Raw genomic sequence first — 15,416 nt, forward strand, 5'->3', positions numbered from 1 at the left:
GGTTAGTTTGAAAATTTGGATTTAGGTAAAATCTGTGTAAATCAGTGAAATCTGTGTATTAAATAACTAAAGTACTAAAGCCTTCTGTCTAAACGTTTCCTCTTCATCAGAAGTAATCCCCAATGCTTCGTGCACATAGGCAAACGTTGATAATATCTCTGGTTTACCGTCTATAAGGGCTACATCGTGTTCAAAATGTACACTTGGTTTACCGTCTAAGGTTACTATGGTCCAGCCATCATTAAGCTGTTTGATGCGGTGGGTTCCCATATTGATCATGGGTTCAATGGCTACAACCATGCCTTCAACAAACTTTTTTCCGCGTCCGCGTTTTCCATAGTTTGGCATTTCGGGGTCTTCGTGCATTTTTTTGCCCAAACCATGGCCCACCAAATCCCTTACCACACCATAACCATGGTCCTCGCAATATTTTTGAATGGCAAAACCAACATCGCCAACGCGGTTGTTTGCTTTAAATTCTTTTATGCCAATATATAAGGATTCTTTAGTAATTTGAATGAGCTTTTTAGTTTCTGGAGCCACTTCGCCTATTTCAAAAGTGTAGGCGTGGTCGCCATAAAAGTCATTTTTTAGGGCGCCACAATCTATGGATACAATGTCGCCTTCCTTTAAGGGTATATCGGTTGGCAACCCATGAACAACGGCCTCATTTACGCTGCACAACAGGGTAGATGGACAGTTGTACAAGCCTAAAAAACCTGGTAAGGCATTTTGTGCCCTAATAAAATCTTCTGCAAGTTTGTCCAATTGTTTTGTGGTTACGCCGGGTTTGATTTCCTTGGCAAGCATTCCCAATGTTTTTGATACTATTAAAGCACTTTCGCGCATTAATTCAATCTCTTCTCTTGTTTTTACAATAATCATATTTTGAAAAATAATGGCAAAGATACTTAAAATGTAGGTATTGGCTTTTGGGAAAGATGAATGATTTAGTGATTTAAGTGTTGAAGAAACTTATGGCAATGCCTATTTGAACCAACTGAAAAAGCCTTTTTTCTTTTCTATTGTTGGCGGATTGGTGTTTGTAAGCATTTGATAGATTTCGCCCCATCCTAAAAATCCACCTACATTTCTGTCGTCAATAAATAAATCGGCATGGATTTTCCTGCTCATGCCTTCATTGAATTCTTCACCAGGAAAACTGCAGTTTACCGCGTAAAAATGCAGGTCATTTTCTTCGCAGAACGCAATGGCCTCTTCTAAGCGAGAACCACTTCTGTAAGTCCATAAAATAAGGCGGTGCCCTTTCCCTTGAAGCATTTTCAAGGTTTCAAAGGCAAACATCATGGGTTTTCCTATTTGCGGATAGGCATCTTCAACAATAGTGCCGTCAAAATCTACTGCAATTATTTGGTGTTCGGTAAATTTCATGGGTCTCAATTGTTTGTTGAAACTATACACTTAAAGTACATAGCTTTTAGTTTCTATAAATTTTACTGTTTTAATGGTTGGTAGGTTGTTGATTATTGGGTTGTTAAGTAGTTGTTGCTAACTAGCTTAATAACCCAATAACTTTTTAGCCCAATCACTAAACTAGTGCATGCTGCGTCATGGCTTTGGGTTGTTCAATGCCCATTAGCTTTAAAATGGTTGGGGCCATATCGCCCAAAACGCCATCTTTAATAGATTTTAAATCGTTGTCAATTAAAATAACAGGTACTGGGTTGGTAGTATGTGCAGTATTTGGTGAACCATCGGGGTTTATCATGGTTTCGCAATTGCCATGGTCGGCAATGAGCAGGGTAGTGTAGCCGTTTTCCAAAGCCGTGGTTACCACATCCTCTACGCATGCATCCACTGCTTCGCAAGCTTTAATAGCGGCTTCCATAACACCGGTATGGCCAACCATATCGCCATTGGCAAAGTTTAAGCACACAAAATCGACCTCGCCTTTTTTCAGTTCTGGTACAAGGGCATCGCGCAGCTCATAAGCACTCATTTCGGGTTGTAAATCGTAAGTAGCTACTTTTGGTGAGTTTCTTAAAATACGGGTTTCGCCATGAAACGGATTTTCCCTACCGCCCGAGAAAAAGAAGGTTACGTGCGGGTATTTTTCGGTTTCGGCAATACGGATTTGTTTTTTGTTGTTTTTTTCCAATACCTCGCCCAACGTTTCGGTTAGGTTGTCTTTGTTGAAAATTACATGGATGTTTTTATAGGTATCGTCGTAATTGGTAAGGGTTACATAATACAGATCTAGCTTGTGCATGTTTTGCTCATGAAAATCGGTTTGGGTTAGGGCTTCGGTTAATTCACGGCCACGATCTGTTCGGAAGTTGAAAAAGATAACCACATCACCTTCCTTGATATGCGCTACGGGATTTCCAGATTTATCGACCATGACGATGGGTTTGATGAACTCATCGGTAATATCTTCGTTATAGCTGTTTTGAATGGTATCTGTAACGTTGGTCGATTTTTCACCAATGCTGTTTACTACTGCATCGTATGCCAGTTTAACGCGCTCCCAGCGTTTGTCCCTATCCATGGCATAATAGCGCCCGGTTACGGTTGCTAATTTTGTTGGGGTATTTTCGATATGGTTTTCTAAAGCGGTTAAAAAACCAAATCCCGATTTGGGGTCCACATCCCTACCGTCGGTAAAGGCATGTACAAAGGTGTTCTTTAATCCAAAATCATTGGCAGCATCTATTAAACCCAGCAAATGGTTGATGTGCGAATGTACGCCACCGTCGCTTAACAGGCCTAAAAAATGAACGTCCTTGTTGTTGGTTTTGGCATAGTTAAAGGCATCAACCAGTTCTTTTTCAGAATTTAGGGTTTTGTTTTTTACGGCCAAATTTACCTTTACTAAATCTTGATAAACGATGCGGCCAGCACCCAAATTCATGTGGCCTACTTCGCTATTGCCCATTTGGCCTTCTGGCAAACCTACGTTTAAACCGTCGGTTCTAAGGGTGGCGAATGGGTATTTTTTGTAAAGGGAATCTATAAATGGGGTGTTGGCATTATCGATGGCCGATACTTTAGGATCTGGCGAGTTTCCCCAGCCATCAAGTATCATTAAAATTACTTTTTTGTTCATTGGTTCTTGAGGTTTTAATAAGCTTCAAAGATACTGAAGTTTGATAAAAAACTACCTTAAAGTCTTCTTAAATACGGTTGAGATTATTGGTTTTTCAAAGAAATTTAAAAAACAATGACTTTTGCAATAAGATGTGAAAAAATTGTTAAAAATAAATAAAAAAACAGTTTTTGTGTAACAATTTAAAACGGATGCCGTCTATCTAGTACATCAAAAAACGCAATCATTAATCAAAAATCAAAATCTTTCATCATGAAAAAATCAATCATTATTTCAGCTATCGCCTTGTGCGCTTCTTTGGTAAGCGTACATGCAACCCAAAGCCAATTTATTATCGAAAACCAAAAAACGGATGTGGCCATTAAGGTGAATTCGTTTTGTATTTCTATTGCCAAAGGCGATATGGAAACGGTTAAAAAGCTACTTGAATTGGGCGAGGATGTTAATCAAAAATCCGATGGGATGACACCTGCCATGTATGCTGCCAAATACAACAGAACCGACATCTTAATGTTGCTAATTGCGCATGGCGCAGATTTAAAAGTGAAATCCATAAAAAAAATGACCGCATTGGAATATGCCCAGTTGCACGGTGCCAAAGATGCTTATGCGATCATAGAAAAAGCCTTAACGGAAAAATAATTGCGTGCTATAATTATTTTGAGCTAGTCACTCTTAAAAACCCTGTATTTCAGGGTTTTTTTTGTATTTAGAAATGGCTTCCTTAATTTTTTCAATTCTGTTTTCTGGGTCGGGATGCGTGCTTTTAAATTCTGGCACGCGGTTTGGGCCTGCGGAAGCTTTTAAAATTTCCATAACGCCTATCATGGCTTCTGGTTTATAGCCCGCTTTTAACATAAAAAGTACTCCAAGGTCGTCGCTTTCCAGTTCATCATCCCTTCCGTTTGTGAGCAAGGTGTTTTGGCCAATTCCGGCTACCAAGTCTCCCATATCGGCCCCCACTGATCCTGCCGTAGCCAACCCTTGCCAATATTGACTCTCGGCAATGCGTTCGGCACTGTGCCTGCCTAAAACATGGCCTATTTCATGGCCTAAAACACCAGCAAGCTGGTCTTCGTTTTCTAATTTTGAAAATAGGGCATAAGTAATAAAAATTTGCCCACCCGGAAGCGCAAAAGCGTTTATGGTTTTGTTGTCTGCCAGTAAATGAAATTCATATTTATAGGGTGTTTCTTTGGCAATACTATTGTTTACCAATTGGTTTCCAACTTGATCTACCAAAGCTTGATATTGGTTGTTTGGGTATAAACCGCCATATTCCTGTGCCATTTGAGGGGCACTTTGCAGGCCAATGGCTATTTCTTCATCCGAATTCATGGAAATGGTTTGCGTTCTACCTGTGTATGGGTTTACTTCCCGTTGGCTGCATCTTTTTAAAACAAAAAAAAGTGCGATGGCTACACCTATCAATAGCCTTACTTTAAAGTTTCTGCTTCTCATGTATTGCGGTATTAAATGCTAAATTTACAAAAATAGTTGATGTTGTTACTTCTTTTTTTTATGAGGCAAATTTTAAATTACAATGGTTTGTACATACAATAATGCAAGCCAATATCTTTAATATCAAAAGGTTCTCCAATAATTTTATACCCCATTTTGTTGTAAAATTCAGTCGCCTTCACGCGGGCATTACACCAAATAACGGGGATGCCTTGTTGTTTTAGCAAGGTTTCGCCATGCGACAAAATAAGGGTTCCTAAGCCCAGGCCCTGATAGGCATCCAAAATAGCCATGCCTCTAAGTTGGTACTGGGATGCGTTCGCTATCAATGGGTGATTATTTTTAAAAAACGAGCAAATACCAACCAATTCGTTTGTTATATAAAGCCCTAAATGAAACGTGGTTTGCAGGTTGTCGCCATCAAACATACAGGTTTCAATAGGTTTTCCATCTCTTAAAACGGGTTGCCTCACGCCATAGGTTTCAGAGGCATTAATGGTTTTTATGGTATAGTTCAATTTTTGAATTGTTTTAGGTGTTTTTCAAACTTAAACAAAATTAGTGTTTGATGAATGTCAACAATTGAAAATATTTATCTTCACAAAAAAAAACAAGTATGCCATTTGAAATTAAAATTATTGATAAAGATGCCATTTTCAACGTTGTGCCATTGGTTGAAAAACTGAACGATTATAAAATAAGTGCCGATGTTTTAAAGCAACGATTTTCTGAAATGGTTGACCAAAACTATGAATGTGTGGGCGTGTATGATGAAGAAAACTTAATAGGTGTATGTGGCCTGTGGTTTTGCACGCGGCATTATGCGGGAAAAAGTGTTGAAATAGACCATGTTTTTATTGAAACGGAATACAGGAGCAAAGGTTTGGGAGCACAATTTTTTGACTGGATTTATAATTATGTAAAGGCAAAAGGCTGTAATACAGCCGAATTGAACACCTATGCTACCAATTATGCATCACATAAGTTTTATTACAATGAAGGCTTTAATATTTTAGGGTATCATTTTTTGAAAAAGCTCTGATTTTTCTTGTGCGATAAAAAAACGTTTTTATATATTTGCCCTTGTAATGCGGGAGTAGCTCAGTTGGTAGAGCGTCAGCCTTCCAAGCTGAATGTCGCCGGTTCGAACCCGGTCTCCCGCTCTAAAAAACCTCATTTATCGATGGGGTTTTTTTATTGCGGTATTTTAATGGTTTCTTAAGTTGTCGGTTCTTTTCAAAATAACTTAATAACCCAACAGCGAACCATCAAAAACCCAAAACCAGTAACCATCAATTCAAGCCTTTCAATTCTGTGCCCGTTTCAATTTCGTAAGGTGGTTTGTTGTATTCAAAAATGCGGGCTTTTAACGGGCCTTTTAAAATTACCGAATGGCCGTTTACGTGTAGCCAACTGCCTTCGCGCAACCCTATAACGGGCTGGGTATTGAAATGATGGAATTCGTTAATTCTGGTTTCGCGGGTTTCGCCCTTGTGCGTGCTAGTGGAGTCGGGGTCCAGATAATGCGGATTGATGTTAAAAGGCACTATAGCCAGTGCATTGAAGCTTGGGGGGTACACAATGGGCATATCGTTGGTGGTTTTTATGGTGAGTCCGCACACATTACTGCCTGCGCTGGTGCCCAAATAAGGTGTGCCGTTTTTTATGGCTTTTTGTAGGGGCTCAATCAAATTGTTTTTATAAAGTTGGTAGGTTAATACAAAGGTATTGCCGCCGCCAATAAAAATGGCTTGGGCTTGGTTAACGGCTTCTATGGGGTTTTCAAATTCGTTGATGCCCTTAACCGTTTTGTTAATTTTAGCAAACGCCTCGGCTACTTTTTGGGTGTAATCGGTATGCGATATGCCACTGGGCCTTGCATAGGGAATGAATAAAATGTTGCTGGCGTTTTTGAAAAATACTTCCAGTTCTTCTAGGATATAGTCCAAATAGCCACTTCCGTGAACGGTTGATGTGCTGGCAATTATTACGTTTTTCATCAAGTCTAAAAATTATGGAGTAAAGTTAGCCAATTGCATGTTTTAACAAAAGTTTAGAATGGTTTTTCATTTTTTTTAAGAAATGATGTGCGTAATTTATAACCTAAAATCAGGCTTTTTTTGAAACAACCGTTACTTTGTGCTTTATTGCTATTATCCATTAGTCCAGTTTTAGGGCAAACCACCCAGCGCACTGAAATTAACGGCCTCATTAGTGCTAAGGATAATGATGTGGAAGGGGTAGTAGTTTTTAATGCCTCGTCAAATTCCGGAACGGTTACCAACCAAAAAGGGGCATTTACCATGGCCGTGGGAGTAAATGATGTGGTTGAGGTTTTTGCATTGCAATTTGAAAGGGTTTCCATTACAATTACCAAAGAAATTATAGCATCCAAATTGTTGAAAATATATCTATCAGAAGCTATTAATCAATTGGATACCATTTTGTTAACCTCTGGTTTGTCGGGTATGTTGGCCCTCGATATTGAAAAAGCCAAAGAACGGCCCAAAATTACTATGGAACTGGGCAACATGGATGCTTACCAGTTTTTTGAGGAACGGGCTTTTGATAACCAAGTGATTGCGGATGCTTTAAGTTCCATAACCAATAAAGGCGGACTATATAATGGTATAGATTTCATTGGGTTGGGCAAAATGCTGTTTAGATCGAAAGGGCGGAAAACGTCTGATGCTTCACGATTAAAATACGAAAAACCCATAACATTGCTCGATGTTTACTCGCTGAAGGCCATGAGTGATATGTTTCACATTCCAGAAGAGCGCATGGAAGCATTTGTGGTTTTTGTTGAGGATAACGGCATAAATGCAGATTATTTTAAAAAGGAACATGAAATTTTGCTCATCGAATTTTTACTAAACCAAAGCGTATTGTTTTTAAATGGGGAGCATGCTAAGAATTGATAGGTTTGTTGCGGCAGGTATGCTTGCAAGTGGGGTAGCTTTTTCGCAATCGGTAGAAATTTCAGGTAAAGTTGATAGTCAAATTGAGGTAGAGAACATTCACGTTATCAATAAAACGGCACAGGTTTTTACCATAACCAATCAACATGGCGAATTTAAGATACGGGCAAGTTTAAACGATACGATTGTGTTTTCGTCCATACAGCATAAACCCAAATCGGTTGTCGTTACAAGCAATATGTTGTTGTTTAAGGCCGTTCGGGTAGTTTTGGAAGAACAAATTAACGAATTGGCCGAAGTTACCATTGGTAAAACGCTTTCGGGTAATTTGCTTACGGATATTAAAAAAGTTGATGGGAACCCGCCCATTAATTTTTATGACGTTGGCATTCCGGGATATACGGGCAAACCGGCTACCCAAAGTGAACGACGATTGCATGAGGCTACCACAGGAGGTGGTTTAGTGCCTTTAAACCCAATTTTGAATGCCATTTCAGGACGAACGAAACAATTAAAAAACCAAATTAAAATTGAAGAAAAAGAATCCCTGATGCAAAGTATAAAAGCACGCCTGTCAAACGATTTTTTCGCATCAAACCCCATGGAAGAAAACCATAAAATGGACTTTTTTTACTTTTGTGCCGATGATGAAAACTTTATAAAATATTGCAAAAACGAAACCGATTTTAAGATATTGGTTTTTTTAAGGCATAAGTACAAACAGTATCTTAAGAATTTAGAAGCCACTAAAAATTGACAAAGCATATTCATACTTTATGAAAAAAAGCTACGAATTGCTTCGCCTGTTCACTATCGCCAGGGTAACCAATTTTTTCTTTAATTCTGAATGAAATAAAAATGAATCAACACTAATTTTTAAAGATTTTTATTTGCGATAATTATAGTTTCATCTGGCAAAAAGGACTTTAAAATGAAAGCATGGGTTTGCTCTGTTAAAATTGATTTTTATCGAGGCTTTTCGATGCTTTTACAATAGAATAATTACATTAGCAAAAAATAAATAGATTGAACACTTTTAAACACCTATTCCTTCTTTTTTTACTGCCACTATGGGCATTTACGCTGGCACACAAATACTATGTAAGTGTTACGCAAATCGATTTTATGCCAGAAAAGCAGTCCGTTCAAATAACCTCACGAATTTTTATCGACGATCTTGAAAATTTGTTGCGCGAGCGTTACGATAAAAAAATAACGCTGGCAATTAAAAACGAAATGCCCACCACCGATAGGGTTATTGAAAGGTATTTAAAGGAAAAAATAAAAATTAAGATTAACGGCAACAGCGTAAACCTGAATTATATAGGTAAGGAATACGATACCGATATTGTAAAATGCTATTTGGAAATCGAGGGCATCAAAACCATTGAAACCATTGAAATTAGCAATCAAGTATTGTTTGATATGTTTGACGACCAACAAAACATCATCAAAACAAACATCAACAAACGGCAAAAAAGTTTTATTCTTATTTCTCAAAACAGCAGTAACTTGCTAACCTTCAACTAAAAAAAGTTAAATGATTTTTAATTTCGCTAAATTCTGCCGTTTTTTGCAATCATTACCCAATTTTTAACCCTATTTATCAAAGTCCGTTCAATAAAACAAATAATTTAATTATGCCAAACCTAAAGTACTATTTTTTGTCTGTTTTTTTTGTTTCAATAAGCGCATTTGCCCAAGAAACCACCCCTGCCGATCGTAAACCTGGGCATACAAACACCAACAAATTCAGGCAGTTGTACGATGAGTTTGCAACCCCAAACATGTATCGGGCTGCTTCTGGCGCTCCGGGTTCAGCGTATTATCAGCAACAGGCAGATTATAAGATGGATATTGTACTGGATGATAAAAACACCAAATTATCGGGGTTTGAAACGATAACGTATTCCAATAATTCACCCGACATTCTAAAATACTTATGGGTTCAATTGGACCAAAACAAACGGGCGAAAAATTCTAAAAGCCCTTTGATTGAAAGTGATAGGATTGAACAGGTTAAACGCCCCGATGCATTTGTAACAGATTATATGAAAGATCCTTTTGATGGTGGTTTTAATATTGAAGAAGTAAAAGATGCCAACGGATCTCCCCTCAAATACACCATCAATAGCACCATGATGCGCATCGAGCTTCCCCAGCCCTTAAAATCGGGCGAAAAAACCTCGTTTTCCATAAAATGGTGGTACAATATTAACAACCACTTGGTTGATAGGGCGCGATCTGGTTACGAATTTTTTCCTAAAGATGGCAACCGCGCCTATGTAATTGCCCAGTTTTTCCCTCGAATGGCGGTTTATAATGATGTTGAAGGTTGGCAAAACTCCCAATTTTGGGGGCGCGACGAGTTTGCACTTCCCTTTGGGAATTACGAAGTAAACATTACCGTACCTGCCGATCATATTTTGGATGGAACGGGCGAACTAATGAACAGAAAAGAGGTTTTTTCAAAAACCATGATGGAACGTTTTGAAAAAGCAAAAAAATCATACGAGCAGCCAGTTTTAATTGTTACGCAAGCGGAGGCTGAAGCGGCCGAAAAAGTATTTTCCGATAAAACAAAAACTTGGAAATTGAAAGCCGAAAACGTTCGCGATTTTGCATTTGCAACGTCAAGAAAATTTATATGGGACATGATGGCGGTAAAAATTGGCGGTAAAGACGTGATGGCGGTGTCGTTATACCCCAAGGAAGGCAACCCGCTCTGGGAAGAATGGTCAACAAAAGTGGTTGCAAGTACCTTGGAATCGTATTCTAAAAGAACGTTCGATTACCCGTACCACAAGGCCATATCGGTGCACGCGCACAACCAAGGTATGGAATATCCCATGATTTGCTGGAATTTTGGGCGTCCAGACGAGAAAGGCGTTTATAGCGACCGCACAAAATATGGTATGATGGGTGTTATCATTCACGAAGTTGGCCATAATTTTTTCCCAATGATCGTGAACAGCGATGAGCGCCAATGGACATGGATGGACGAAGGTTTAAATACCTTTTTGCAATATTTGGCCGAACAGGATTTTGGAAAAAAATATCCAAAGGCACTTTCGCCCCAAGACAAAGTATTTCCTTCCGATCGCGGTCCCGCTAAATTAATTGTACCTTACATGGGGGGCGACCAAGATTTTATTGCGCCAATTATGAGCAAAGGCTTAAATGTGTACCAATTTGGCAATAACGCCTATGGTAAACCCGCTACGGCCTTGAACATTTTACGAGAAACCGTTATGGGGCATGAACTTTTTGATTATGCTTTCAAGGAATATGCGCAGCGCTGGATGTTTAAGCACCCAACACCCGAGGATTTTTTCAGAACCATGGAAGATGCATCAGCAGTAGATTTGGATTGGTTTTGGCGTGGTTGGTTTTATACCACCGATTGGGTTGATATAGGTATTCAAGATGTGAAAAAATACTATGTTTCCTCAGAACCCAATAAATACATTAAGGATTATCTGGCAAAACAGGGCAGAACCGTAAAAGACCTGATGCCATTGGTTTATATGGTTGAAGAGGGCAGTGAAGATTTTAACGAGAGTTTGAAAAAAGGGACATTGTTGGATAATTCAAAACCGTTAAAAGACTATATAATGGATAATTTTACCGAAACCGAACGCGCCAATATAAAAACCCCAAAGTATTTTTACAGCATCACGTTCAACAAACCTGGAGGTCTTGTTATGCCCATTCTTGTAAAATATACCTACGCGGATGGTACTTCAAAAATGGAAACATATCCTGCGGAAGTTTGGCGATTGAACGATAAGGAAGTTAGCAAAACAATAACTTCTGATAAAGAGATAACAAAAATTGAAGTGGACCCCGATTTGGAAACCGCCGATATTGATACTTCCAATAATACCTGGCCCAAACAAGCAGTACAGAGCGATTTTGATAAGTTTAAGAACAAAGTGAAGGGATAATATTAGGTCGCTACAAAACAGTTTAATAATTTTTAACATTAAGCAGCACATTAATTTAAGTGAATATCGTAATGTGGTAACCAAACAACTTATTATATTTGTATCGTGATAATACTTTCTACATTTTTGTTTATAAGTGGTGCAGAAATAGCTTTTATACTATTTATTGCCATCATGGTTTTTGGTGCCGACAAGCTTCCGGAAATTGCCAGGGGCTTGGGCAAGGGCATGCGCGTTCTTAAAGATGCTACCAACGACATTAAACAGGAAATTACCAAAAGTGCCGAAAAAAACGGCATCGATACCAGTATTGTTTCCGACGTTCAAAAGGAATTGGATAGCGTTAAGGACAATATTGACGACTTTACAGGTTCGGTGCGACGAAAATTGTAGTTTCCCTTTGGTTCTTAAAACAAATCTTCTTTCTAAATTATTCATTTGATTTTCTAAGAAAATAAATGGTGTAATCGCTAATACAGGTTTTAGAAAATTAACATGGAAAAACTAAATAAAGTAGCAGAAATAACCATTGTTTTTTGGTTAATGAAGATTGTTGCTACCACGCTAGGGGAAACGTTTGGCGATTACTTGGCAATGACATTAAATTTGGGTTACTTCACAGGCATTGTTATCACCCTTATTTTCTTTTTAATAGTACTTTCCATTCAATTATACACAAAAAAGTATATTCCTGTATGTTATTGGTTGGTAATTATTGCTACCACAACTTTAGGTACCGAAATTTCCGATTTTTTAGATAGAAGCTTGCATTTAGGATATACCTTTGGAAGCTTGCTATTGTTATCCGGACTCCTTTTAACCTTAATGCTTTGGAACTTAAAATTCAAATCCTTAAATGTCTATCCCATTTTTAACAAGGACAAGGAAATTTATTATTGGTTGGCCATTCTATTTTCCAACAGTTTAGGAACGGCATTTGGCGATTATTTGAGCGACGTGGTGGGTTTGAGTTACTTGTTTGGTGCTATGGCTACGGCAGGCATAATTTTAATGGTAGTTATTTTGCATTACGCAACAAAAATTAATGAGGTCGTACTATTCTGGATTGCGTTTGTGTTTACTAGACCTTTTGGTGCAACTTTTGGCGATTTCTTAACAAAACCAATTGAAAACGGCGGTTTAGACCTGGGCACCTTAAATGCTTCCATGGTTTCAATAGTAACCATGACCTTTCTGCTTATAATTTCACACAGGTCCATTCAAAAAAACAAGGTGGGTTAACCGAAAAAACACCCCTATTTTAAACTCGCCAAACTCGTTTTTAAGGTTTCAATTTTTGCTAGAGCATCGGCTTCTTTATTGCGTTCGTTGGTTAATACGTGTTCTGGCGCACCGGCAACAAAACGTTCGTTTGATAGTTTTTTCTGAACCGATTTCAAAAAACCTTCGGTATAGGTCAACTCGTCGGTTAACTTTTTAATTTCTGCCTCCACATCAATGCTGCCTTTCAAAGGAATAAAATATTCGTTTGATTTTACGCGGAAGGTTAGCGCACCTTCAACAGCATTTTCTACATAGGCAATGGTTTCCAGATGGCCTAATTTTTCAATAATAGCATCAAAAGAATGGGGCGCTTTTTCATAGTTAATCACCGAAAAAGCAAGGGCGTCCTTAAATGGTATGTTTTTTTCTTTCCGAATATTTCTAATGCCCGAAATAACTTCCGAAGCAAATTCAAATTCGGCAATCAAGCTGTCGTTTATGGGTTTCGCTTCAGGCCATTTGGCAATAATCAAAGCTTCTTCGGGGCTACGTTCTGCAATATAATGCCAAATATCTTCGGTTAAAAATGGCATAAACGGATGCACGATTTTTAAGTTGTCTTCAAAAATCGCAATTATGGCTTTGTAGGTAACCGCATCGATAGGTTTTTGGTAGGCGGGTTTAACCATTTCCAGGAGCCAACCACAAAAATCGTCATAAATCAACTTGTATATGGCCATGAGCGCATCGCTTAACCGGTATTTGCTGAATTGGTCATCTATTTCCAATAGGGCTTTTTGGAATTTTGATTGGTACCATGCAATAGCAGTTTTATTGGCTTGTGGTTGCGGAATGTTTTGGTCAATTTCCCAACCGTCAACCAATCGGTAGGCGTTCCAAATTTTATTTCCAAACCCTTTTCCTTGTTGGCAAAGTGCTTCATCAAACATTAAATCGTTTCCTGCGGCACTGCTTAAAAGCAAGCCCACACGAACACCATCGGCACTGTATTCCTCGATTAATTTTAAGGCATCGGGCGAGTTTCCTAAAGATTTGCTCATTTTCCGGCGTTGCTTATCGCGCACCAAGCCTGTTAAATACACGTTGTTAAAGGGTTTTTCGCCTCTGTATTCGTATCCTGCAATAATCATGCGGGCAACCCAAAAGAATAAAATATCGGGGCCTGTAACCAAATCGTTGGTAGGATAATAGTATTTTATGTCTTTGTTTTCTGGATGGCGAATCCCGTCGAAAACGCTCATGGGCCATAGCCAGGAGCTGAACCAGGTATCTAAAGCATCGGTATCCTGTTTTAGGTCGTGGGTTGTTAGTTGTTGGTTGTTGGTTTTCTGTTTGGCAAGTTGCAAGGCAGCCTCTTTGGTTTCGGCAACAACAAAGTCGTTTTTTCCGTTGCCATAATAATAGGCAGGAATTTGCTGGCCCCATAATAACTGGCGCGAAATGTTCCAATCGCGAATGTTTTCCATCCAGTGGCGATAGGTGTTTTCAAATTTCTTGGGGAATAATTTAATTTCAGGTGCATCGCCTAAAACCGCATTGATAGCGGGTTTTACAAGGTTTTCCATTTTTAGGAACCATTGATCGGATAGGCGCGGTTCGATAACGGCTTTGGTCCTTTCGGAAGTGCCAACTTTATTAACGTGGGTTTCGGTTTTAACCAAAAAGCCATTTTCATCCAATTCTTGGGTTATTTCTTTGCGAACCACAAAGCGGTCTTTGCCTTGGTAGTGCAGCCCAAAACTGTTTAAGGTTGCATTGTCGTTAAAAATATCAATAACTTCCAGATTGTGCTTGTCGCCCAAAACCTTGTCGTTTTCATCGTGTGCAGGGGTAACTTTTAGGCAACCCGTGCCAAATGCCATATCAACGTAAGCATCTTCAATTATTGGGATAACACGATTGCAAATGGGTACGATGGCTTTTTTTCCGCGTAAGTGCGCAAATCGTTCGTCGTTAGGATTGATGCAAATGGCCGTATCGCCAAAAATGGTTTCGGGGCGTGTGGTAGCAATGGTTAAAGTATCGTTGCTGCCTTCAATTTTATACTTTAAATAATAAAGATTTCCTTGTTTTTCTTCATAAATAACCTCTTCATCCGAAAGTGTGGTTTTTGCTTCCGGATCCCAGTTTACCATGCGGTAGCCACGATAAATGAGTCCTTTATTGTATAGATCAACAAATACTTTTATTACCGCTTCGTTCATATCGTCGTCCATCGTGAACTTGGTTCTGTCCCAATCACAAGAACACCCTAACTTTTTAAGTTGCTCTAAGATAACGCCACCATATTCGTGGGTCCAATCCCAAGCGTGTTTTAAAAATGCTTCGCGCGACAAACTATTTTTATCAATGCCCTGTTCCTTGAGTTTGGCCACAACTTTGGCCTCGGTAGCAATTGAGGCGTGGTCGGTACCCGGCACCCAACAGGCATTTTTTCCTTGCAAACGTGCGCGACGAATAAGAACATCCTGAATGGTGTTGTTAAGCATGTGCCCCATGTGCAATACCCCAGTAACGTTTGGTGGCGGTATTACTATGGTGTAGGGCTCTCTTTCATCTGGTTCGGAATGAAAATAATTATGTGCCATCCAGTAGTTGTACCATTTGGTTTCTACTTGGCCTGCATCATATTTTAACGGCATTTGCATACTTTGGAATAGTTTTTGAATCATGTTGTGCAAAAGTACTTATATTTCCTTTTCTATAAAAGGTATTATAAAGATTGATAAAATTGTTTTAGTGCTATTTTAACAATTTTTAAGAATTGAATTAGAA

15 protein-coding genes and 1 tRNA gene are annotated in these 15,416 nt (G+C 38.8%); 9 read left to right on the top strand and 7 right to left on the bottom strand.

The genetic code is table 11. The features are described from left to right. Positions 1-66 precede the first annotated feature (66 nt). The 3 genes from map to gpmI all read right to left on the bottom strand — a co-directional run bounded on the left by map (position 67) and on the right by gpmI (position 3,067). Complete coding sequence (gene map / locus GQO80_RS07410) at positions 67-885, bottom strand: type I methionyl aminopeptidase (RefSeq protein ID WP_157207715.1); 819 nt, start codon at positions 883-885, stop codon at positions 67-69. Positions 886-987: 102 nt separating this feature from the next. Next, positions 988-1,392: a BT0820 family HAD-type phosphatase gene (locus GQO80_RS07415; RefSeq protein WP_157207716.1), complete on the bottom strand. Its 405-nt coding sequence runs from the start codon at positions 1,390-1,392 to the stop codon at positions 988-990. Between the two features lie 157 nt (positions 1,393-1,549). Then, entirely contained in the window at positions 1,550-3,067 is a 1,518-nt protein-coding gene (gene gpmI / locus GQO80_RS07420) for a 2,3-bisphosphoglycerate-independent phosphoglycerate mutase (RefSeq protein ID WP_157207717.1), read from the bottom strand. A gap of 252 nt (positions 3,068-3,319) precedes the next feature. Here gpmI and GQO80_RS07425 point away from each other — a divergent pair, with 252 nt between their 5' ends. Further along, positions 3,320-3,709, top strand: a complete 390-nt coding sequence (locus GQO80_RS07425; RefSeq protein WP_157207718.1) for an ankyrin repeat domain-containing protein — start codon at positions 3,320-3,322, stop codon at positions 3,707-3,709. Between the two features lie 33 nt (positions 3,710-3,742). Here GQO80_RS07425 and GQO80_RS07430 read toward each other — a convergent pair whose 3' ends face one another. Then, positions 3,743-4,528, bottom strand: a complete 786-nt coding sequence (locus GQO80_RS07430) for a M48 family metalloprotease (RefSeq protein WP_157207719.1) — start codon at positions 4,526-4,528, stop codon at positions 3,743-3,745. A 77-nt stretch (positions 4,529-4,605) separates the two neighbouring features. Next, positions 4,606-5,046, bottom strand: a complete 441-nt coding sequence (locus GQO80_RS07435) for a GNAT family N-acetyltransferase (RefSeq protein ID WP_232333130.1) — start codon at positions 5,044-5,046, stop codon at positions 4,606-4,608. Between the two features lie 98 nt (positions 5,047-5,144). Here GQO80_RS07435 and GQO80_RS07440 point away from each other — a divergent pair, with 98 nt between their 5' ends. Both GQO80_RS07440 and GQO80_RS07445 read left to right on the top strand, forming a co-directional pair. Beyond that, positions 5,145-5,570, top strand: coding sequence for a GNAT family N-acetyltransferase (locus GQO80_RS07440; protein ID WP_157207720.1), 426 nt, complete (start codon positions 5,145-5,147; stop codon positions 5,568-5,570). Between the two features lie 48 nt (positions 5,571-5,618). Further along, a tRNA-Gly gene (locus tag GQO80_RS07445) sits at positions 5,619-5,691 on the top strand. Between the two features lie 129 nt (positions 5,692-5,820). Here the strand turns inward: GQO80_RS07445 and pepE are convergent. Beyond that, positions 5,821-6,528: a dipeptidase PepE gene (gene pepE / locus GQO80_RS07450; RefSeq protein WP_157207721.1), complete on the bottom strand. Its 708-nt coding sequence runs from the start codon at positions 6,526-6,528 to the stop codon at positions 5,821-5,823. A 120-nt stretch (positions 6,529-6,648) separates the two neighbouring features. Here pepE and GQO80_RS07455 point away from each other — a divergent pair, with 120 nt between their 5' ends. The 6 genes from GQO80_RS07455 to GQO80_RS07480 all read left to right on the top strand — a co-directional run bounded on the left by GQO80_RS07455 (position 6,649) and on the right by GQO80_RS07480 (position 12,638). Next, positions 6,649-7,449, top strand: a complete 801-nt coding sequence (locus GQO80_RS07455; protein WP_157207722.1) for a hypothetical protein — start codon at positions 6,649-6,651, stop codon at positions 7,447-7,449. After that, positions 7,436-8,206, top strand: coding sequence for a peptidase associated/transthyretin-like domain-containing protein (locus tag GQO80_RS07460; RefSeq protein ID WP_157207723.1), 771 nt, complete (start codon positions 7,436-7,438; stop codon positions 8,204-8,206). Before GQO80_RS07455 ends, GQO80_RS07460 begins: the two co-directional genes overlap by 14 nt. Before the next feature lie 269 nt (positions 8,207-8,475). Next, the gene (locus GQO80_RS07465) at positions 8,476-8,979 is read left to right on the top strand and encodes a DUF6702 family protein (protein ID WP_157207724.1); all 504 of its coding nucleotides are present in this window, start codon (positions 8,476-8,478) and stop codon (positions 8,977-8,979) included. A gap of 110 nt (positions 8,980-9,089) precedes the next feature. Next, complete coding sequence (locus GQO80_RS07470) at positions 9,090-11,396, top strand: M1 family metallopeptidase (protein WP_157207725.1); 2,307 nt, start codon at positions 9,090-9,092, stop codon at positions 11,394-11,396. 105 nt (positions 11,397-11,501) lie between these two features. Then, the gene (locus GQO80_RS07475) at positions 11,502-11,789 is read left to right on the top strand and encodes a Sec-independent protein translocase subunit TatA/TatB (protein WP_157207726.1); all 288 of its coding nucleotides are present in this window, start codon (positions 11,502-11,504) and stop codon (positions 11,787-11,789) included. A 102-nt stretch (positions 11,790-11,891) separates the two neighbouring features. Further along, on the top strand, positions 11,892-12,638 hold the full coding sequence (locus GQO80_RS07480) for a COG4705 family protein (protein ID WP_157207727.1): 747 nt from the start codon (positions 11,892-11,894) through the stop codon (positions 12,636-12,638). A gap of 14 nt (positions 12,639-12,652) precedes the next feature. On the opposite strand, the gene GQO80_RS07485 is transcribed toward GQO80_RS07480, so the two are convergent. Then, positions 12,653-15,289, bottom strand: a complete 2,637-nt coding sequence (locus GQO80_RS07485; RefSeq protein ID WP_157207913.1) for a valine--tRNA ligase — start codon at positions 15,287-15,289, stop codon at positions 12,653-12,655. Between the last annotated feature and the right edge of the window lie 127 nt (positions 15,290-15,416).

It is taken from the genome of Mariniflexile maritimum (genome assembly GCF_009746565.1).
Classification (GTDB): domain Bacteria; phylum Bacteroidota; class Bacteroidia; order Flavobacteriales; family Flavobacteriaceae; genus Mariniflexile; species Mariniflexile maritimum.